This is a genomic window from Streptomyces sp. NPDC091972 (assembly GCF_044756385.1).
In the GTDB taxonomy this organism is placed as follows: domain Bacteria; phylum Actinomycetota; class Actinomycetes; order Streptomycetales; family Streptomycetaceae; genus Streptomyces.
In genome coordinates this window covers 946,292-964,943 of the sequence record NZ_JBIVSV010000001.1, presented here as the reverse complement: position 1 = coordinate 964,943, position 18,652 = coordinate 946,292, and the positions used below count along the sequence as shown (strand labels likewise).

Genomic DNA, 18,652 nt, shown 5'->3' with positions numbered 1-18,652 from the left:
CCCGGAGACGAGGTCCCGGGACCGGCGGTGCTCGGAGCGGCTGGGAAAAGGAGTGGACGAGCGAGGGCGGGGCTTGTAGCTTGCCGTTGTCCGTGACCCCGCCCGAGGAGGTGAGTCCCATGAACGCTGTAGCGATGTGGGCGCTCCCCCTTTCCGTCACGGCCGGCGACTGACGCAGGTGTCGCCGGGAGCGCCTCGACAACAAGGCACTCCCGAAAGGCAACACCTATGGACTCTCCGCAGTTCACCGCCGAGACGTCGCCGGACGACACGGTCGACCGCGACTCCCATGCACGCCTGGTCTCCGGACGTCGGCCGTCGGAAGCCGCAGCCGGTGTCGATCGCGAGCCCGCCGGGTTCGACTTCGACGTGATCATCGCCGGGTGCGGGCCGACCGGCGCGATGCTGGCCGCCGAACTACGGCTGCACGACGTGCGGGTACTCGTCCTGGAGAAGGACACCGAGCCCGTGTCGTTCGTCCGCATCGTCGGTCTGCACATGCGCAGCCTCGAACTGCTGGCGATGCGCGGACTGCTGGACCGAGTTCGGCCGCATGGAAGGCAGCGTCCGGCCGGCGGCTTCTTCGCCGCCATCAACAAACCCGCTCCCCAAGGGCTGGATTCAGCGCACGCCTATCTGCTGGGCATCCCGCAGCCGGTCCTCGTCGACCTGCTCGAGAAGCATGCGGCTCAAGTCGGCGCGCAGGTGCTTCGCGGCCGGGCGGTCACCGGATTCGAGCAGGACGAGCAGGGGGTGACCGTCGAACTGGACGACGGGGAAAGGGTCCGCTCGCGCTACCTCGTCGGCTGTGACGGTGCCCGCAGTACGGTGCGCAAACTCCTCGGTGTCGGCTTTCCCGGCGAGCCCTCGCGGAACGAGACGCTGATGGGCGAGATGGAAGTGGGTGTGCCGCCGCAGGAGATCGCCGCAAGGACGGCCGAGGTCCGCGAGATCCATCACCGGTTCTGGCTCCGGCCGTTCGGAGAGGGCGTCTACAGCGTCCTGGTCCCGGCCGCGGGAGTCAGCGATCGCTCGACACCACCGACCATCGAGGACTTCAGGGAGCAGTTGCGCGCCGTCGCCGGAACCGATTTCGGCGTCCACTCCCCGCGCTGGCTGTCCCGCTTCGGTGATGCCACCCGGCTGGCGGAGCGTTACCGCGTGGGCCGGGTGCTGTTGGCGGGCGATGCGGCGCACATCCATCCGCCCATCGGCGGACAGGGCCTCAACCTGGGCCTACAGGACGCCTTCAACCTCGGCTGGAAACTGGCCGCTCAGGTCCGGGGCTGGGCACCGGAGACACTGCTGGACACCTACCAGACCGAACGTCATCCGGTCGCCGAGGACGTACTGGACAACACCCGCGCCCAGACGGAGCTGCTGTCCACGGAGCCGGGGCCGCAGGCCGTGCGCAGGCTCCTCACCGAACTGATGGACTTCGAGGAGGTGAACCGTCATCTCATCGAGAAGATCACCGCGATCAGTGTCCGCTACGACTTCGGCGAAGGCCCCCACCTGCTCGGCCGCCGCCTGCGCGACATCGACGTGAAACAGGGCCGGCTCTACGATCTGCTGCACCACGGCCGGGGACTCGTGCTGGACCGCACCGAACGCCTGACCGTCGGCGGCTGGTCGGACCGGGTCGACCACCTCGCGGATCCCACCGCGGCACTGGACGCGCCGTGCGTCCTGCTGCGCCCCGACGGCCATGTCGCCTGGATCGGCGACGATCAGCAGGACCTCGACAGCCACCTCGCGCGCTGGTTCGGCACGCCCGTCGGCGACTGAGTACGGGGCCGTGAAGCCGCTGTACGTCACCCACTCGTCCCTCGTCTGAGGGGGCGGGTGCAGATCACGCGCGGGCGGACATACGCCCGCGCGTGGTCGTGGCGCGCACTGGACGTCCGGAGACGCCGACGTGCGTCGACGGGCGTCGGCGGGACGGGAACCGGGCGGAAAGGGGCCGTCTCCTCCTGCCGTCGAGGGCACCGGGGCCCCCACCCCCGCTCACCCGTGTCACACACGCCGACGCCCCGCGTTCCCTCCTCACGAGCGCGTCCGGAGTGTGCGGTCACAGCAGTGGCGGTGGCCGGTCCGCCGGCCCGATCTGCCATCATGGCCGAAACGGAACCCCGTTCCACAGCATGCGGAACCGCGATCCGCCGAGAGGAGCCCCGCAGTGAGCGACAGCCGCCAGGGCACGGAGAAAGCCGCCGCGTCCCAACGCAAGGACGTCCGGCGCAACAAGCAGATCCTGCTGGACGCGGCCGCCGCTGTCTTCGTCACCTCGGGCGTGGACGCGCCGGTCCGCGACATCGCGGCCAGGGCGGGTGTCGGGATCGGCACGATCTACCGCCACTTCCCCACCCGGGCGGACCTGATCGTCGCGGTCTTCCGCCACCAGGTGGAGAACTGCGCCGAGGCCGGCCCCGCTCTGCTGGCGAGCTGCCCCACCGCGTACGAGGCGCTGGAACGGTGGATCGACATCTTCGTCGACTTCCTGGTGACCAAACACGGACTCGCCGCCGCCCTGCAACACGACAACACCGGCTTCGAGACCCTGCACGCCTACTTCATCGACCATCTCGTACCGGTGTGCACCCAGCTCCTCGACGCCGCCGCGGCGGCCGGTGAGATCCGTTCCGGCATCGGAGGGCTCGAGCTGATGCGCGGCGTGGGCAACCTCTGCGTGGGCGCGGAGAACGACCCCGACTACAACCCGCGCACCCTGGTCGCGCTCCTCGTCGCAGGACTGGGCCGACCCGACCGGTCCCGGCCCGCGGCAGCCCACGGCGAACCGTAAGCGGCCCGCGCCCTCCCAGACGTACCTCACCCGGGGACGGGCCACCGCCGGCCGCGTCGTCGCACGTGAGAAATGCGGCGACGCCGGCAGGCATCCCCGGGATACTCATCGCCCATGGACGAGGTCGAGGTCGTCGTCTCTCACTCCGAGCGCGCGACGCTACGCGTCGGCGATGTGTTTCTGAAGGTGGACGCCGATCAGTCGCGCCTCGACGCCGAGGTCGAGGCAATGGCACTCGCGCCGGTCCCCACCCCGCAGGTGTTGTGGCGCAGGCCGCCCGCGCTCGCGATCGCCGCGCTCCCCGGGACCACGGTCGGAAGCCTCGGCGGACCGGCAACCGGGCCGCCGACGGCATGGGCCGCCGCGGGCGCCGCCATGCGGACGTTGCACGACGCGCCCCTGCCGCCCCGGCCCGGCAGGGCCGGCCGGAGCGTCGCCTCGCTGGTGGTCGAACTCGACGACGAGTGCGAGTGGCTCGTGACGCACGGCGTCCTTCCCGCGGACCTCGTCACCCGCAACCGGCAGGTCGCCGAGGCCGCGTTCCGGCCGTGGACACCGGCGTTCACGCACGGCGACCTCCAGGTTGCGCACGTCTTCGTCGACGGCGACGAGGTCACGGGCATCATCGACTGGTCCGAGGCGGGCCGGGGCGACGCCCTGTACGACCTCGCCACCTTCACCCTCGGACACGAGGAGCGCCTGGACGACGTCATGGCCGGCTACGGCACGGACGTGGACCTCGACGTGATCCGCGGGTGGTGGTCCTTGCGCAGTCTGCTGGTGATCCGCTGGCTGGTCCAGCACGGTTTCGATCCGTTCGCGCCGGGGTGCGAGGTCGACGTGCTGAAAGCCCGCATGTGAGGTACCGCGAGCCCGCTAGCGGTCCTGCCGGCTGTGTGAGGCCTCCGCCACCTCGACCTCCACAACGCCCGCGCCCTCGCGCCGTATCCGCTCAACTCCCCATGCCCCCAACGGCTCCAGCGCCTTGTTGAGCGTACGGCCGTGCTCCGTCAGGGAGTACTCCACGCGCGGCGGCACCTCCGCGTAGACCTTGCGGTGCACGAGACCGTCCTCCTCCATCTCCCGCAGGTGCTGCGTCAGCATCTTCTCGCTCACCCCCGGCAGTCCGCGGCGGAGTTCCGCGAAGCGGCGAATCCCGTGGGCGTCGAGTTCCCAGAGGATCAGCCCTTTCCACTTTCCGCTCACCACGTCGAGCGCTGCGTCGATGCCGCAGATGTAAGGCCCGCATCTCGGTGCCCTGGCCATCGCTGTCCCCCTTACTAAAAGGTAAGTACCGCAGAAAATAGTAGGTACTTCCGCCCCTGGCGTCGCTCTCCGACCATGGAGGGGTGAACGAACAACTGAACGCCCCCACCAGGCAGAACGGCACCGTCACCGTGATCGGGCTCGGCCCGATGGGTCAGGCCATGACCCGTACCCTCCTCACCGCCGGCCACCCCGTCACCGTGTGGAACCGCACCGCCCGCCGGGCCGACGGCATCGTCGCCGACGGAGCGACGCTCGCCACCACCCCGGGCGAGGCGGTCGAAGCGAGCGAGCTCGTGATCCTCAGCCTCACCGACTACCAGGCGATGTACGACATCCTGGGCGGCACCAACGCGTCGCTCGCCGGCCGCACACTGGTCAATCTGAGTTCCGACACCCCCGACCGCACCCGTGAGGCGGCGGCCTGGGCGGCGAGCCACGGCGCCGGCTTCCTCACCGGAGGTGTCATGGTTCCCGCACCGATGGTCGGCACGGAGGCGTCCCACATCTACTACAGCGGCCGTGAAGAGCTGATGGAGCGTCACCGGGCGACGCTGGCACCGCTGGGAACGCCACGTTATCTGGGCGTCGACCCGGGCCTCGCGCAGATGATGTACCAAGCCCAACTCGCGGTGTTCCTCACCACCTTGTCGGGCCTGATGCACGCCACCGCGATGCTGGGCACCGCCGGCCTGAAGGCGGCGGAGGCACTGCCCGAGTTGCTCTCCTTCGCCGACTCGATCGGCGACATCCTCAGGGCCGGTGAGGCGAACCCCGGTGCCGCGCTCGACGCCGGAGAGCATCCCGGCGACCTCAGCACGGTCACCATGATGGGTGCCACGTCCGACCACATCGTGGAGACCAGCACGGCACTCGGTCTCGACCTCGCGCTGCCCCTGGCCGTGCAGGCCCACTACCGTCACGCCATCGAGCACGGCCACGGCGGCGACAACTGGACCCGCATCATCGACAGCATCCGAAAGGACAGCAACGGCCGAGCGAGGGCTGAGCAGTCGAGCGGATGAGCAGACGCGTACGACGACGAGGAAGCGGCCCGGCGTCAGGGGCAGAGGCCGGCGCGGAAGGTGAACGAGACGAGTTGCGCTCGGTCCCGTGCGCCGACCTTCGTCATCGCCCGTACCGCGTGTGTCTTCACGGTGAACGGTGACACGGACATCTGGGCCGCGATCTCGTCGTTGCCGAGTCCGCTCGCCACGAGCAGGACCACGTCCCGCTCCCTGGGGGTCAACGCGTCGAAGCGCCGCAGCAGTTCCCGGTCGACCACCGGAGGCGGACTGTCGGTCATGTGCCCGATGAGCGCGGCCGTGGCGGCGGCCGACAGCGCGCCCCCACCGCCGACGACCTCGTTGATTCCGGCGACGAGTTCGGCGGGGCTCACCGTCTTGCTCAGGAAACCGTTGGCGCCCGCGCGCAGCGCGGCGAGCACGATGTCGTCCTGGTCGAACGTGGTCAGCACGATCACCCGTGTCTCCTGGGGCGAGTGCTCCGCGCGGATCCGGCGCGTGGCCTCGACGCCGTCGATGCCCGGCATCCGGACGTCCATCAGCACGAGGTCGACGGGGTGGTCCCGGAGGAAGGGCACCACCTGGAGCCCGTCGGAGAGCTCCCCCGCGACCACGAGCTCCGGGTCGAGCCGGAGCATCGCCCGGATCCCGGCCCTGATGTCGTCCTGGTCGTCGACGATCAGAATCCGCGTCATCGGACGACGGCTCCCAGCAGGCTGAACTCCGCGTGGACGCGGAACCGCCCGTCGTGGCGGTCGATCGTGAGTCGCCCGTTGGACGACTCGACGCGTTCGCGCATCCCCACGAGCCCCAGTCCGCTGCCGGAGCCACGTGCGGAGCGGGCGACGCGGTTCTCCACGGTGACGGCGATCCTGCCGTCGCGCTCGCGCACCTCCACGGTCGCTGTCCCTTCGCCATGCCGGTAGGCGTTCGTGAGTGCTTCCTGGACGACCCGGTAGACCGTCACGCCGACGCTCGGCTCCACGAAACCGTCGGGGAGTTCGATGTCGGCCCGGACGTCCAGGCCGACACTCTCGAACGAGGCGACAAGCCCTCGCAGACCGCTGAGCGCCGGGGTCGGCCGGAGCGCCTCGTCGCCGTCCACGTCGTCCCCGAGGCGCAGGAGCGCGAGGATGCGCTGGGTCTCGACGACGACCGTGCGGGCGCTGGACCTGGCGGACACCAGGGCCTGCCGGGAGGCTTCGGCGTCCGCGGGCAGTCCGATCTCCGCAGCCCCGAGGTGCATGCTCAGCATCGCGACCTGGTGGCCGATGACGTCGTGGAGGTCCCGGGCGATTCGGAGCCGCTCCTCGGTCACTCGTCGGGTGGCCTCCATCTCGCGGGTGGCGATGGCGCTCTCGGCCCGTTCCTCCAGGGTCCACCAGTGGTCCCGGTGGATGCGGAGCGCGGCCCCGGTCGCGCCTCCCGCCATGGCCGAGAAGAGGGCGGCGGCTCCCACCACCGCGCCGCCCCGGAACCCTCCCACCGTCATGAACGCGCCCAGGAAGAACGCGGCCACGACGCCGGTCGCGAGCAGCGGCTGTTTTCCCCTGAGGCTGACCGAGAACAGCACGAGCACCGCCATCATCCATACCGACAGCGGGTCGTGCCCCACCGCTGTGACGGCGAAGGACGCCGCGCTCACCACGACCAGTCCGGCCCACGGCTGCCGCCACGAGAGGGCGACACCGCTTCCGGCGAGCAGGACGCCGAGGGCCGTCGGCCAGTCCGACCCCCGCACCGCCACGGCCACGATCTGACCGGTGAACACCAGCGCGGCCACTGCGTAGGCGCCTCGGTGCAGCACCTCGGGGCGGCGGACCCACAGGGGTGCCGCCGGTCCGTCCTGACTGTCGTGCGCGTCGGCCATGTGCCGATTCTCGTGCACCCGCGCCGCGACCGTGTACTTCGAACGATGTACACGGCGAGCCCGCTCCGCTCGCCGGGAGCGCCGGAGAGCCGTTCCGTCGAAGCGGAGGGCACAACTACTTCGTTCGAAGTACGCGGCGGTGCCGGGGGCCGCTGAGACTCGTCGGCGAGGCGCCCGCCTCACACCGCTCACGATGGCAACGGGACTCCCGATGACACAGACCACCGTCATTTCTCCGGCTACGACCGCGACCGCGCCGACACCCTCCGGGCTGCGGTCGCTCCACCTGATCCGTGTCGTCTTCTCCCTGATCTGGGTGGCGCTGGTCCTGACGACCTCCGCCTCGCTGGAGTCGACGGACAGGCCCACCGCGGTCGCGGCCGTGCTGCTCGTCGTGTACCCCCTGTGGGACGTGATCGCCACGCTCCTGGAGCGCCGCCTGGCGGGCACCGGCTCCGCGGACCACGTCAGTGCCGTCAACATGGCTCTCGGCCTCGCCACCACCGTCGGAATGATCGTCGCCGTCTTCGCCTCCGTAGGGACGGCCCTCCTCGTCTTCGGCGTCTGGGCCCTGTTGTCCGGAGCGGTCCAGCTCGTCGTGGCGGTCCGGCGCCGGCGCACCGTCGGCGCCCAGTGGCCCATGGTCGTCAGCGGCGCGCAGTCCGTTCTCGCCGGTGCCACCATCGCCGCCTCCTCCGGCTCGGCGACGAGCGGTCTGTCCACCGTCGCCGGGTACTCGGCTTTCGGTGCCTTCTGGTTCCTCGTCTCCGTCATCGCCCTGAGCGTCCGTGCCCGACGCGCAGAGCGCTGACACACGGTCGTGGAAGCGGCGCCGACCGGAGGTGGGGCGCCTGACCGTGCACCGGGGCACATTCGGGCGGACCGATACCCGGCGGGCATATGCCGGCAGTACCACCCCCTCGATGCACGGCTCATCCCTGCGGCATTCGGCGTACGTGTCCTCGTCCCACCGGCCGGTGTGCCTCCGTCAGGGCAGCCGGCACCGATCAGGACTGGTGTACGACGTACGGACGACCGATGGCGAGAAGAAGGGACCACAGGGGACACCTGTGGTCCCTTCCGTCACACCGTCACCACGGGCACCCGTCGAGGCCGCCTTGCTCGCGGGGCCGCCCCCGGAAAGTTCAACGGAACACACATCCACGGCCCGGACACCCGCATAACGTGCGGTGACCCGAACCGCCTCCGCTCCCCCACCTTCTTGCGGTCCGTGACTGCCGGGCCCACCGCGCTAGGAGTTTTGGGATGTCCTACGACCGCTCGGAGTTATCCCTGCCGCACCGGCACAACGGACGGGTCCCCTCCCCCACCGCTCTCCGGCCGCCGTCCCTCCCGGCGGCCGGAGAGCGCCCGGGAAGCGGGGCCCGCCAGCGTTCGTGGTCCAGCTACCACCGCGCCCTGCGCGTGCTGCGCCGCGCCTGCCGGTGGCAGCGGCGCGTGGCCACCCTCGTCGCCCTCGGCTACTTCGCCTTCTTCCTCACCCTCACCGTCAAGGCCCCCGCCTTCATGGCCCGACCGGCCCCCGGCGGACTCCCGACCGGCCTGCTGCTCGCCGTCGTACAGATCCCGGTCACCTGGCTGGCCGTCCTGCTGTTCGAGTACGCGGCACGGCGCTTCGTCGACCCCCTGGCCCGCCGGGTCAGCCAGTACGCCCGCCCGGCCGACGGGGACGGGCGGGCCCGGGCATGACCGACCTCGGCGGCTCCGCGCAGTCCTGGTCCCTGGTCGCCTTCTGCAGCGTCGTCACCCTCACGCTCCTGCTGTGCGTCCTGACCGGCCCCGACCGTGACGACCTGGAGGAGTTCTACACCGGGTACCGGACACTCTCCCCGCTGCGCAACGGCCTGGCGGTCGCCGGGGACTACATCTCCGCCGCGACCGTGCTCACCATCGGCGGGGTCATCGCGCTGTGCGGCTACGACGGTGTCGTCCTGGCGCTGAGCACCCTGCTGTCCCTGCTCCTGCTGATGTTCCTGCTCGCCGAACCCCTGCACAACACCGGCCGGTTCACCATGGGTGACGCGCTGAGCCGGCGCGTCCCCGGGCGGGCCGTGCGCATCACCGCCTGCGCGGTGACCCTGCTGTCGCTGATCCCGATGATGATCGTGCAACTGGCGGGCGTGGGACAGCTCCTGGCGTTCATCCTCGGCTTCTCCGACCGTGCCATGCAGACCGGCTGCATCGTCGGCGCCGGCGTCCTGATGATCAGTTACGCCGCCCTCGGCGGGATGCGGGGCACCGCGCTGATCCAGATCATCAAGACCGTGATGCTCCTCGGATCCGGCCTCGTGGTCGCCGTGCTCGTCCTCGCCTCCTTCGGCTGGCACCCGGGAACGATGGTCGACACCGCCGCGCAGCGCAGCGGCACCGGTCAGGCGTTCCTCCAGTACGGGCTGCAGTTCTCGGACGGGCCGCACCCCGGCCTTGACATGATCAGCACCCAGGTCGCCATCGTGCTCGGCGGCGCCTGCCTGCCGCACGTCACCATGCGGATGTACACCGCGGGCAACGCGCGTCAGGTACGCCGCACCATGTCCTGGGCGGTGTCCTCGGTCGCCCTGTTCATGCTGGTGATCACCGTGATCGCCCTCGGTGCCACGGCACTGGTCGGCCGCGAGCGGATCACGGCCGCCGACCCGCACGGCAGCACCGCGTATCTGCTGGGCGCGCGCGCCGTGTTCGGGGCCGACGTCTCCCGCACCGAGAGCCTGGTGTTCAGCACCGTCACCACGGCGATCTTCCTGACCCTCCTGGCGTCCGTCGCCGGGATGACGCTCGCCTGCGCCAACTCCCTCGCGCACGACGTCATCGCCTCGCGCGGCCGCGGCATGCCCGCCCTGCGGGAGATGACCTTCGCACGGGCCTGTGCGCTGTTCGTCGGCATCCCCGTGGTGCTGCTGGCCGCCCTCGCCCAGCACCGCAGCCTCCAGGCCCTGGCCACCCTCTCCTTCTGCATGGGCGCCTCCGCCATCGCGCCCGCACTGGTCTACTCGCTGTTCTGGCGGCGCTTCGGCAAGGCCGGACTGCTCGGCACGCTGATCGGCGGCTCGCTCGCCGTCCTGGTCCTGATGTCGGGCACCCGGCTCGTCTCCGGGTCCCCCACGTCGGCTCTCCCGGAGGCCGACCTGAACTGGTTCCCCTTCACCACGACCGCCCTGGTGTCCGTGCCGGTGGGCTTCGCCTGCGGCTGGCTGTTCACCGTCCTGAGCGGTCGCCGCAGCGCCCGCCGGGCACGCGAGCGGTACGCCGGCCTCGAGCAACTGATCCTCGCCGGACCCCCGCGCCGCCGCCCGAGCTGGAGCCCGGACGGGCCGTGAGGAAGAAACTCCCCCTTCGCCGCGTGCCGGATGTCGAGAACGGCGCGCCGACTCCGTCCCCGGGGCACAAGAGGCCACGAGCGGAGGAAAAACCATGCAGGCGAACGAGATCACCGAGGTCCTGAACCGGCCGATCAGCCAGGAACTGCTGACCCGCGACCTGACCCGGCTTGCCTACGTCGCCAAGGACGGCACCCCCCGCAACGTCCCGATCGCGTTCGTCTGGAACGGCTCGGAGATCGTCATGTGCACCACGAAGAACGCCCCGAAGCTCACGTCCCTGCGCGAGAACCCGGCCGTCGCCCTGACGATCGACACCGAGGTGCACCCGCCCAAAATCCTGCTCATCCGGGGCCGGGCCGAACTGGACCACGTCGACGGCATCCCGGACGAGTACCTCCAGCCGACCAGCACCTACGAGATGACCCCCGAGCAACGGGTCGAATGGGAGGCGGAGGTGCGCTCGCTCTACCACGACGGCATGGTCCGGATCGTCGTGACCCCGACGTGGGTGAAGCTCATCGACTTCGAGACGACGCTGCCGAGCGCGGTCGAAGAACTGGTCAGGCAACGGGAGGAGCGCCGGCGGGCCTGACGACAGCACAACGGCAGGCCGCCCACCGCGCTCGTCCCGGGTGGCGCACCCGGTTTCACCAGTGCAGGACGGGGCGCGAAGCCCTTCTGATCTCGGCGCTGCGACCGGCGCACATGTCGAAGCGCATCGACAGTCAAAGCGACTGGTTCCGACGTCCTGCCACGCGGCCGATTGCCATGCTCTCACGGCGACAGGACCCTTGTTCCGGATGAATCTTGTCCGTTACCTTCGCGTGTCGGGTGAAGCGCTTCGACAGCGCCGTCACAGCCTCTGCGCCCCGCACGACCCCGCACCACCCGCACCGCCTACGCCTCGCCCACGACTCGAAGAGAGGACCCATCGGGTGCCCCCTCTGCGCCAGCCGGACGGACACGTCAGCAACCCAGTGATCCCCGGCTTCCACCCGGACCCCAGCGTCTGCCGCGTCGGCGACGACTACTACCTCGCCTGCTCCAGCTTCGAGTACTTCCCCGGCGTGCCCCTCTTCCACAGCCGCGACCTGGTGCACTGGACGCAGATCGGCAACGTCCTGGACCGGCCGGAACAGTTGCGGCTCCCGGCCGGCATGCCGTCCTCCGGCGGGATCTACGCCCCCACCCTGCGCCACCACGACGGACGCTTCTGGCTGATCGTCACCAATTGCAGCGAGGGCGGCGGCAACCTGATCGTCACGGCGACCGACCCGGCCGGCCCGTGGTCGGATCCCGTCTGGGCGCCGGGGGTGCCCGGCATCGATCCCGATCTCGCCTGGGACGAGGACGGCACCTGCTGGTGCACGATCGCCGGGGTCGCGCAGGTCCGGATCGACCCGTCCACCGGGCAGACGTACGGCACTCCGCACAGCCTCTGGTCGGGCGGGCCCGGAGCCAAGGCCCCGGAGGCGCCGCACCTGTACCGGATCGGCGAGTACTGGTACCTGCTCATCGCCGAGGGCGGCACCGAGCGCGGCCACGGTGTGTCGATCGCCCGTGCCCGCCGGCCGGACGGGCCGTTCGAGCCGTGTCCGGCCAACCCGGTCCTCACCCACCGCGGCACCGACCGTCCGGTGCAGAACACCGGGCACGCGGACCTGGTCCAGGGCCCCGACGGCTCCTGGTGGATGGTCCTGCTCGGCGTACGGCCGCGCGGCGGCACCCCAGGCTGGCACGTGCTCGGGCGCGAGACCTTCCTCGCTCCCGTGAGCTGGGTGGACGGCTGGCCTGTCGTCGGCGAGGTCGTCCTTGACCTGCCCGAGCCGCCCTGGCCGCTGGTCCCCGGCCCGGCCGAGGAGCAGCGCGACGACTTCGAACTGGCCGAACTGCGGCCGTACTGGATCTCGTTGCGCGACCGGCCCGCCGAGCACTGCACCACCAAGGAACGGCCCGGGTGGCTGACGCTCCGCGCGCGGGGCGGTTCCCTGGACGAACCCGACGTGGTCTTCACCGGCCGGCGCCAGCAGCATCCGTCGTACCGGGCGCGCGTACTCGTGGATGCCGCGGAAGGGGACGGGGGCCTCGCCGTCCGGCTCGACGAGCGGCACCACTACGCGATCGAGGTGTCGGGCACGCGGGTGCGGGTGGTCGCGCGCGTCGGCTCCCTGCGCACGGTCGTGGCCGAGGACTCCGTGCCCGCCGGACCGGTGGTCCTCTCCGTCACCGTCACGGACCCGCCTCCGCCGCACGGGCCGTGCACCGGACCCGACGTCGTCTCCCTCGGCGTCGAGCGGTCCGACGGCACCTGCACCGAGCTCGCGAGCCTCGACGGCCGCTACCTGTCGACCGAGGTCGCCGGCGGCTTCACGGGCCGGGTCATCGGCATGTACGCCACCGCGGGCGCCGTCCACTTCGACTGGTTCGACTACGAGCCCCTCGACGGCTGAGCCCCCACCGCACGAAAGGCACGCCACCGAGGCCTTCTCGACGGCGGCCCGAACAGCCGGTGCCCCGGTCATCCTCCCGGTGACCGGGGCACCGCTCTCCCGCGAGCGGTCAGCTCACCGCCGCGCCCTCACACGCGGCTCCATCTCTGGCTCGCCTGGCCGTTGCAGCTCCACAGCACCAGCGCGGTTCCGTTGGCGGTGCCGGACCCGTTGGCGTCGAGGCACAGTCCGGCGTGGACATTGCGAACGGTCCCGTCGGAGGCGACGGTCCACTTCTGGTTGTCCTGGCCGTTGCAGGGCCAGGTGATGACGCGGGTGCCGTTGGCCGTGCCCTGGTTGTAGGCGTCCAGGCACTTGTCGCCGAAGACGCGGATCTCGCCGCCGGCCCACGTGGTCCACAGCTGGTTGGCCGCCGTGTGGCAGTCCCAGAGCAGCACCGTGGCCCCGGACGCGGTGGAGGCGTTGTCCACGTCCACGCAGCGGCCGGAGGCGTTGCCCCGCAGCCGGGAGGTGGTGGCGGACACCGGGCTGCCACCGGTCACCCGGAACACGGCAACGCCGTGCGCGGGCACGCTCGCCGAGATCTGCCCCGATGTGCTGGACGTACCGCCGCTCCACAGGTCGGTCAGTGTGAACGGCCCGCCGGACAGCCCTATCTGGGCGGCCGTGGTGGTGACGTTCGCGGTGCCGCTTCCCCGGTTGAACAGGCCTACCGCGACCGAGCCGTCGGACAGGGGCTTGGCGAACACCTCGGTGTTGCCGTCGTCGCGGACCCTGCGGCCGCCCGCGCCCAGCGGGTCCTGGTTCACCGCCAGCAGACGCGGGTTGCGCAGGATCGCGCTCACGTCGGCGGACATGGTGCGGATGTCGTTGCCGGCCATGAGCGGTGCGGCGAGCAGCGCCCACAGGGCGAAGTGCGAGCGGGACTCCGTCAGCGACAGGCCGGGGCGGCCCACGACCAGCATGTCGGGGTCATTCCAGTGCCCGGGGCCGGACTGGGCCGCCAGCGGCGCGGTGACGTCCAGGACGTTGCCGACGCCCATCGGATAGCTGTTGGTGTTGCCGTTCTGCCAGATGTCGAGCAGGTCCTCGGTCGTCCGCCACAGGTCGGCGACCTCGCCCCAGTTGTACGTGGCGCCGGTGATGGCATGGAAGCTGTTGGGGTTGATGCTGTAGACGATCGGCCGCCCGGTGGCACGCAGGGCGTCACGCATCAGCGTGAAACGCGCGACCTGCTCGTCGCGGGTGCCGCTGGAGGAACACCAGTCGTACTTGAGGTAGTCGACGCCCCAGGAGGCGAAGGTGGCGGCGTCCTGCGTCTCGTGCCCTCTGCTGCCCGTCGAGCCCGGATAGGCGCCGCTGGTCTGCGCGCAGGTGCGCTCGCCCGGCACCTGGTAGATGCCGAACTTCAGGCCCTTGCTGTGGATGTAGTCCCCCAGGGCCTTCATCCCGCTGGGGAACTTAGTCGCGTTGGCCCGCAGACTGCCGGCCGCGTCGCGCTGCGGGTCGAACCAGCAGTCGTCGACCACGACGTACCGATAGCCGGCGTCCCGCATTCCGGAGGACACCATCGCGTCGGCGGCCTGGCGGACCTGCGCCTCGGTGATCCCGCATCCGAAGCTGTTCCAACTGTTCCAGCCCAGGGGCGGGGTGAGTGCGGGGCTGCCCGGGGCGGCCGCAGCGGTGGAGTGGGCAGAGACCGTCAGAGACGCGGTGACCGCAAGCGCGGCGGCCGCGAAGACGCGGAGCAGTCGTCTGCCTGTGGATCGGGGCACCAGGGACTCCTTTCAGGGGGCGCCGTGGACCGGGCCGTCGGCCGGTGTCCCGGTTCCGCCCCGTGCCGACAGTTCGAAATTTCGATCGGCTTTCGGATCGTTGGCTGTACGGATGTTAGAGGTGGGCCTGGACATGTCAACACCTCAGGGACAGCCAATCCTCGGCCCGGACGGCATCGACCCAGCCGATTCGTCGAAATATTTCGACGTCAACAGCGAATCCTGCGAAAGGCATTGACGGGGCATGGCAGCCTCCTATCATCCTGGGTGCTCGATACCCCAGTCAGCGTTCGCAATCTCGAACGAGCAGGACCGGCCCTCCCCCAGCGCTCCCTCGCAGAGAGAACGACACATGGATATGTCATGGCCTCGCCAACCCATGGACCGCCGACGGGCGCTGACCGCAGCCGGCGGCCTGGCCGCAGGCGCCCTGCTGCCGCTCACAGGCCCCCTGTCCGCCACCGCGTCCGCTCGGGGTACGTCCCCCGCCGCCGCGCAGTACACCAACCCGGTGGTCTGGCAGGACTTCGCGGACATCGACGTCATCCGCGTCGGCGACACCTACTACGCCTCCGCCTCGACCATGCACTACTCCCCGGGCGCACCCGTGCTGCGTTCGTACGACCTCGTGAACTGGGAGATCGCCGGTCACTCGGTGCCCGTCCTCGACTTCGGCGCCAAGTACGACCTGAACGGGGCCCGCGGCTACGTCAGAGGCATCTGGGCGTCGTCACTGGCCTACCGTCCGAGCAACAGGACGTTCTACTGGCTCGGCCAGATCGACTTCGCCAGGACCTACGTCTACACCGCCACCTCCGTCGAGGGGCCGTGGAGCAGACTGACGACGATCAACACCCCTTACTACGACGCTGGGCTGCTCGTCGACACCGACGACACCCTGTACGTGGCGTACGGGAACACCACCATCAGCGTGGCCCAGCTCTCGCCCGACGGCCGCAGCCAGGTCCGCACCCAGCAGGTGTTCACCACACCGTCGAGTGTCGGCACCCTGGAGGGCTCTCGCTTCTACAAGATCAACGGGCAGTACTACATCTTCCTGACCCGTCCGGCCAACGGCCAGTACATCCTGAAGTCCTCCGGCGGACCTTTCGGTCCGTACACGATGCGCCAGGTGCTCCTGGACCTGCGCGGGCCGATCTCCGGCGGCGGTGTCCCGCACCAGGGCGGGTTGGTGCAGACCCAGGGCGGTGCCTGGTACTACATGGCCTTCGTGGACGCCTACCCCGGCGGCCGGGTACCGGTCCTCGCGCCCGTCACCTGGACCTCGGACGGATGGCCCGTGGTCCAACTGGTCAACGGCGGCTGGGGGACGTCGTACCCCACCCCGGCCGTGCCCGCCCCGCCCCGCCAGGTCACCCCCATGACCGGCGTGGACACCTTCGACGGTACGGTCCTCAAGCCCCGGTGGGAGTGGAACCACAACCCGGACAACACCAAGTGGTCGGTCGGCAACGGCCTGACCCTGCGGACCGCGACCGTCACCGACGACCTGTACTGGGCCCGCAACACCCTCACGCACCGCATCCAGGGGCCCACCTCCACCGCCACGGTCCAGCTCGACCACTCGGCGATGCGGGACGGCGACCGGGCAGGACTCGCGCTGCTGCGGGACTCCTCCGCGTGGATCGGACTCCGGCGCGACGGCGGGACGACACGGGTGGTGATGGTCAACGGTCTGACGATGGACGGCAGTTGGAACACCACCGGGACCGGCGTCGAGGTCGCGAGCGCGGCCCTTGCGGGAAACGGTGTGTGGCTGCGCGCGAGCGCGGACATCCGGCCCGGCGCGGCACGCCCCGGCACCTTCTCCTACAGCACCGACGGCACCAACTTCACCCGGCTCGGGCCCGCCTTCTCCATGGGCAACGACTGGCGTTTCTTCATGGGCTACCGATTCGCCCTCTTCAACCACGCCACCCGGGCGCTCGGCGGCGCGGTCCGCGTCCTGCGGTTCGAACTGTCGACGCCCTGATCCCGTCCCGTCGACCGCACAGCGCAACCCCCCACTCACCCGCACGAGGAGAACCATGAACCCTCTGAAAAGGATCGGCCGCCGCCGAGCCTCGGCATTATCCCTGCTGGCCATGGCCGCCCTGGTCACACCCGGCGCCGCGACCGCCGCACCCGACGACGTCCGCGCCTCCACGCTGGGCGCCCAGGCGGCCCAGTCCGGACGGTACTTCGGCGCCGCCGTGGCCGCGGGACGGCTCGGCGACGGCACGTACACCGGGATCCTGGACCGCGAGTTCAACTCGGTGACGCCCGAGAACGAGATGAAATGGGACACCGTCGAGCGCTCCCGCGGCTCGTTCAACTTCGGCCCCGGCGACCAGATCGCGAACCGGGCGCAGGCGCGCGGGCAGCGCCTGCGCGGACACACCCTGGTCTGGCACCAGCAACTCCCCTCCTGGGTCGGCTCCATCAGGGACGCGGGCACCCTGCGCGGCGTGATGAACAACCACATCACCCAGGTGATGAACCACTACAAGGGCAGGATCCACTCCTGGGACGTGGTCAACGAGGCCTTCGCCGACGGCGGCAGCGGCCAGCTGCGCAGCTCGGTCTTCCGGGACGTGCTGGGCACCGGGTTCGTCGAGGAGGCGTTCCGCACCGCACGGTCGGCCGACCCGTCGGCCAAGCTCTGCTACAACGACTACAACATCGAGAACTGGAGCGACGCCAAGACCCAGGGCGTCTACCGCATGGTCCGCGACTTCAAGGCACGCGGGGTGCCCATCGACTGCGTCGGCCTGCAGTCCCACTTCGGCACGGGCGGACCGCCGTCCAGCTTCCAGACGACGCTGTCGAGCTTCGCCGCGCTCGGCGTGGACGTCCAGATCACCGAGCTCGACATCGCGCAGGCGCCGACGACCGCGTACGCGAACACGGTCCGGGCGTGCATGAACGTGGCGCGCTGCACCGGGATCACGGTCTGGGGCATCCGCGACAGCGACTCCTGGCGCAGTGGCGAGAACCCCCTGCTGTTCGACCGCAACGGCAACAAGAAGGCCGCCTACCAGTCGACGCTCACCGCGTTGGGCGGCACCGCCGCGGCACAACGGGCAGGCGCTCCCGCCACCCGGTCCGCCGCGGCGCTGCCCTCCTCGTTCCGCTGGAGTTCCAGCGGCGCCCTCATCGCGCCGAAGTCGGACGCCACGCACAACGTCGCGGGCATCAAGGACCCGTCGGTCGTCTACTACAACGGCAAGTACCACGTGTTCGCCAGCACCGCGAACTCCGCCGGGTACAACCTGGTCTACCTGAGCTTCTCCGACTGGTCCCAGGCGGGCTCGGCCACCCATCACTACCTGGACCGCACCGCCGTGGGCGCCGGGTACCGGGCCGCGCCGCAGGTCTTCTACAACGCCCCGCAGCGCCTGTGGTACCTCGTCTACCAGACCGGCAACGCGTCGTACTCCACGAACCCCGACATCAGCAATCCCAACGGGTGGAGCGCCCCGAAGAACTTCTACTCGTCGATGCCGGACGTCATCCGCCAGAACATCGGCAACGGTTACTGGGTCGACATGTGGGTGATCTGCGACAGCGCCAACTGCTACCTGTTCTCCTCCGACGACAACGGGCACCTCTACCGCTCCCGGACGACCGTCGGCCAGTTCCCCAACGGGTTCACCGACACCGTCATCGCGGCCCAGGACTCGAAGTACGCCCTGTTCGAAGCGAGCAACGTCTACAAGGTGCAGGGCAGCAACCAGTACCTGCTGCTGGTCGAGGCCATCGGCTCGGACGGCCGGCGCTACTTCCGCTCCTGGACGTCGAGCAGCCTGGCCGGCTCCTGGTCGCCGCTGGCCGCGTCCGAGAGCAACCCGTTCGCCAGGGCCGGCAACGTGACCTTCCCGTCCGGCGCCTGGACCCGGGACATCAGTCACGGCGAGATGATCCGCGCGGGATACGACCAGACACTCACCATTCCGGCATGCAGGCTTCAGTACCTCTACCAGGGGAAGGACCCCAACGCCGGCGGCGACTACAACAGTCTGCCCTGGCGGCTCGGCCTGCTCACCCAGACCAACTCGACCTGCTGACCGTGTGGGCCCCGCACCGGGTGCGGGGCCCATCGGCCGACGGCCACGGCCGTCG

At 70.3% G+C, this 18,652-nt stretch carries 15 protein-coding genes; 11 read left to right on the top strand and 4 right to left on the bottom strand.

Annotated features, from left to right (window positions below; all coding sequences use genetic code 11):
* Window positions 1-228 precede the first annotated feature (228 nt).
* The 3 genes from rox (at window position 229) to ACIQJT_RS04515 (ending at window position 3,664) form a co-directional block, all read left to right on the top strand.
* On the top strand, window positions 229-1,788 hold the full coding sequence (gene rox, locus ACIQJT_RS04525; protein WP_402639770.1) for a rifampin monooxygenase: 1,560 nt from the start codon (window positions 229-231) through the stop codon (window positions 1,786-1,788).
* Window positions 1,789-2,179: 391 nt separating this feature from the next.
* Window positions 2,180-2,803 carry a TetR/AcrR family transcriptional regulator gene (locus ACIQJT_RS04520; protein WP_402639768.1) on the top strand — a complete coding sequence of 208 codons (624 nt, stop codon included), beginning with the start codon at window positions 2,180-2,182 and terminating at the stop codon, window positions 2,801-2,803.
* Between the two features lie 114 nt (window positions 2,804-2,917).
* A complete protein-coding gene (locus tag ACIQJT_RS04515; RefSeq protein ID WP_402639766.1) occupies window positions 2,918-3,664 on the top strand; it encodes an aminoglycoside phosphotransferase family protein in 747 nt (248 codons plus the stop codon).
* Window positions 3,665-3,679: 15 nt separating this feature from the next.
* Here the strand turns inward: ACIQJT_RS04515 and ACIQJT_RS04510 are convergent, their stop codons facing one another.
* Window positions 3,680-4,069 (bottom strand): winged helix-turn-helix transcriptional regulator, encoded by a 390-nt coding sequence (locus ACIQJT_RS04510; RefSeq protein WP_402639764.1) that lies wholly within the window; start codon window positions 4,067-4,069, stop codon window positions 3,680-3,682.
* Window positions 4,070-4,152: 83 nt separating this feature from the next.
* Between ACIQJT_RS04510 and ACIQJT_RS04505 the strand changes: the two genes are divergently transcribed.
* On the top strand, window positions 4,153-5,094 hold the full coding sequence (locus ACIQJT_RS04505) for an NAD(P)-dependent oxidoreductase (RefSeq protein WP_402639762.1): 942 nt from the start codon (window positions 4,153-4,155) through the stop codon (window positions 5,092-5,094).
* Window positions 5,095-5,129: 35 nt separating this feature from the next.
* Here ACIQJT_RS04505 and ACIQJT_RS04500 read toward each other — a convergent pair whose 3' ends face one another.
* Both ACIQJT_RS04500 and ACIQJT_RS04495 read right to left on the bottom strand, forming a co-directional pair.
* Window positions 5,130-5,789, bottom strand: a complete 660-nt coding sequence (locus ACIQJT_RS04500) for a response regulator (protein WP_402639760.1) — start codon at window positions 5,787-5,789, stop codon at window positions 5,130-5,132.
* On the bottom strand, window positions 5,786-6,964 hold the full coding sequence (locus ACIQJT_RS04495) for a histidine kinase (RefSeq protein WP_365462527.1): 1,179 nt from the start codon (window positions 6,962-6,964) through the stop codon (window positions 5,786-5,788). Before ACIQJT_RS04495 ends, ACIQJT_RS04500 begins: the two co-directional genes overlap by 4 nt.
* 211 nt (window positions 6,965-7,175) lie before the next feature.
* Here ACIQJT_RS04495 and ACIQJT_RS04490 point away from each other — a divergent pair, with 211 nt between their 5' ends.
* The 5 genes from ACIQJT_RS04490 to ACIQJT_RS04470 all read left to right on the top strand — a co-directional run bounded on the left by ACIQJT_RS04490 (window position 7,176) and on the right by ACIQJT_RS04470 (window position 12,755).
* On the top strand, window positions 7,176-7,775 hold the full coding sequence (locus ACIQJT_RS04490) for a DUF308 domain-containing protein (protein ID WP_402639758.1): 600 nt from the start codon (window positions 7,176-7,178) through the stop codon (window positions 7,773-7,775).
* Between the two features lie 455 nt (window positions 7,776-8,230).
* The gene (locus ACIQJT_RS04485; RefSeq protein WP_365462523.1) at window positions 8,231-8,674 is read left to right on the top strand and encodes a DUF485 domain-containing protein; all 444 of its coding nucleotides are present in this window, start codon (window positions 8,231-8,233) and stop codon (window positions 8,672-8,674) included.
* The gene (locus ACIQJT_RS04480; protein WP_365462521.1) at window positions 8,671-10,302 is read left to right on the top strand and encodes a cation acetate symporter; all 1,632 of its coding nucleotides are present in this window, start codon (window positions 8,671-8,673) and stop codon (window positions 10,300-10,302) included. Before ACIQJT_RS04485 ends, ACIQJT_RS04480 begins: the two co-directional genes overlap by 4 nt.
* A 94-nt stretch (window positions 10,303-10,396) precedes the next feature.
* Window positions 10,397-10,897: a pyridoxamine 5'-phosphate oxidase family protein gene (locus tag ACIQJT_RS04475; RefSeq protein ID WP_402639755.1), complete on the top strand. Its 501-nt coding sequence runs from the start codon at window positions 10,397-10,399 to the stop codon at window positions 10,895-10,897.
* 343 nt (window positions 10,898-11,240) lie between these two features.
* The gene (locus ACIQJT_RS04470) at window positions 11,241-12,755 is read left to right on the top strand and encodes a glycoside hydrolase family 43 protein (RefSeq protein WP_402639753.1); all 1,515 of its coding nucleotides are present in this window, start codon (window positions 11,241-11,243) and stop codon (window positions 12,753-12,755) included.
* Between the two features lie 128 nt (window positions 12,756-12,883).
* Here ACIQJT_RS04470 and ACIQJT_RS04465 read toward each other — a convergent pair whose 3' ends face one another.
* Window positions 12,884-14,530, bottom strand: coding sequence for a glycoside hydrolase family 27 protein (locus ACIQJT_RS04465; protein WP_402639751.1), 1,647 nt, complete (start codon window positions 14,528-14,530; stop codon window positions 12,884-12,886).
* 379 nt (window positions 14,531-14,909) lie between these two features.
* Between ACIQJT_RS04465 and ACIQJT_RS04460 the strand changes: the two genes are divergently transcribed.
* Both ACIQJT_RS04460 and ACIQJT_RS04455 read left to right on the top strand, forming a co-directional pair.
* A complete protein-coding gene (locus tag ACIQJT_RS04460) occupies window positions 14,910-16,523 on the top strand; it encodes a glycoside hydrolase 43 family protein (protein WP_402639749.1) in 1,614 nt (537 codons plus the stop codon).
* A gap of 55 nt (window positions 16,524-16,578) precedes the next feature.
* Window positions 16,579-18,597, top strand: coding sequence for a non-reducing end alpha-L-arabinofuranosidase family hydrolase (locus ACIQJT_RS04455; RefSeq protein WP_402639747.1), 2,019 nt, complete (start codon window positions 16,579-16,581; stop codon window positions 18,595-18,597).
* The last annotated feature ends 55 nt before the right edge of the window (window positions 18,598-18,652 follow it).

Bases quoted from the DNA above. Each gene is read 5' to 3' on its own strand.
- rox (WP_402639770.1), top strand. From the start codon at position 229: ATGGACTCTCCGCAGTTCACCGCCGAGACGTCGCCGGACGACACGGTC.
- ACIQJT_RS04515 (WP_402639766.1), top strand. From the start codon at position 2,918: ATGGACGAGGTCGAGGTCGTCGTCTCTCACTCCGAGCGCGCGACGCTA.
- ACIQJT_RS04510 (WP_402639764.1), bottom strand. From the start codon at position 4,069: ATGGCCAGGGCACCGAGATGCGGGCCTTACATCTGCGGCATCGACGCA.
- ACIQJT_RS04500 (WP_402639760.1), bottom strand. From the start codon at position 5,789: ATGACGCGGATTCTGATCGTCGACGACCAGGACGACATCAGGGCCGGG.
- ACIQJT_RS04495 (WP_365462527.1), bottom strand. From the start codon at position 6,964: ATGGCCGACGCGCACGACAGTCAGGACGGACCGGCGGCACCCCTGTGG.
- ACIQJT_RS04490 (WP_402639758.1), top strand. From the start codon at position 7,176: ATGACACAGACCACCGTCATTTCTCCGGCTACGACCGCGACCGCGCCG.
- ACIQJT_RS04485 (WP_365462523.1), top strand. From the start codon at position 8,231: ATGTCCTACGACCGCTCGGAGTTATCCCTGCCGCACCGGCACAACGGA.
- ACIQJT_RS04480 (WP_365462521.1), top strand. From the start codon at position 8,671: ATGACCGACCTCGGCGGCTCCGCGCAGTCCTGGTCCCTGGTCGCCTTC.
- ACIQJT_RS04475 (WP_402639755.1), top strand. From the start codon at position 10,397: ATGCAGGCGAACGAGATCACCGAGGTCCTGAACCGGCCGATCAGCCAG.
- ACIQJT_RS04460 (WP_402639749.1), top strand. From the start codon at position 14,910: ATGGACCGCCGACGGGCGCTGACCGCAGCCGGCGGCCTGGCCGCAGGC.
- ACIQJT_RS04455 (WP_402639747.1), top strand. From the start codon at position 16,579: ATGAACCCTCTGAAAAGGATCGGCCGCCGCCGAGCCTCGGCATTATCC.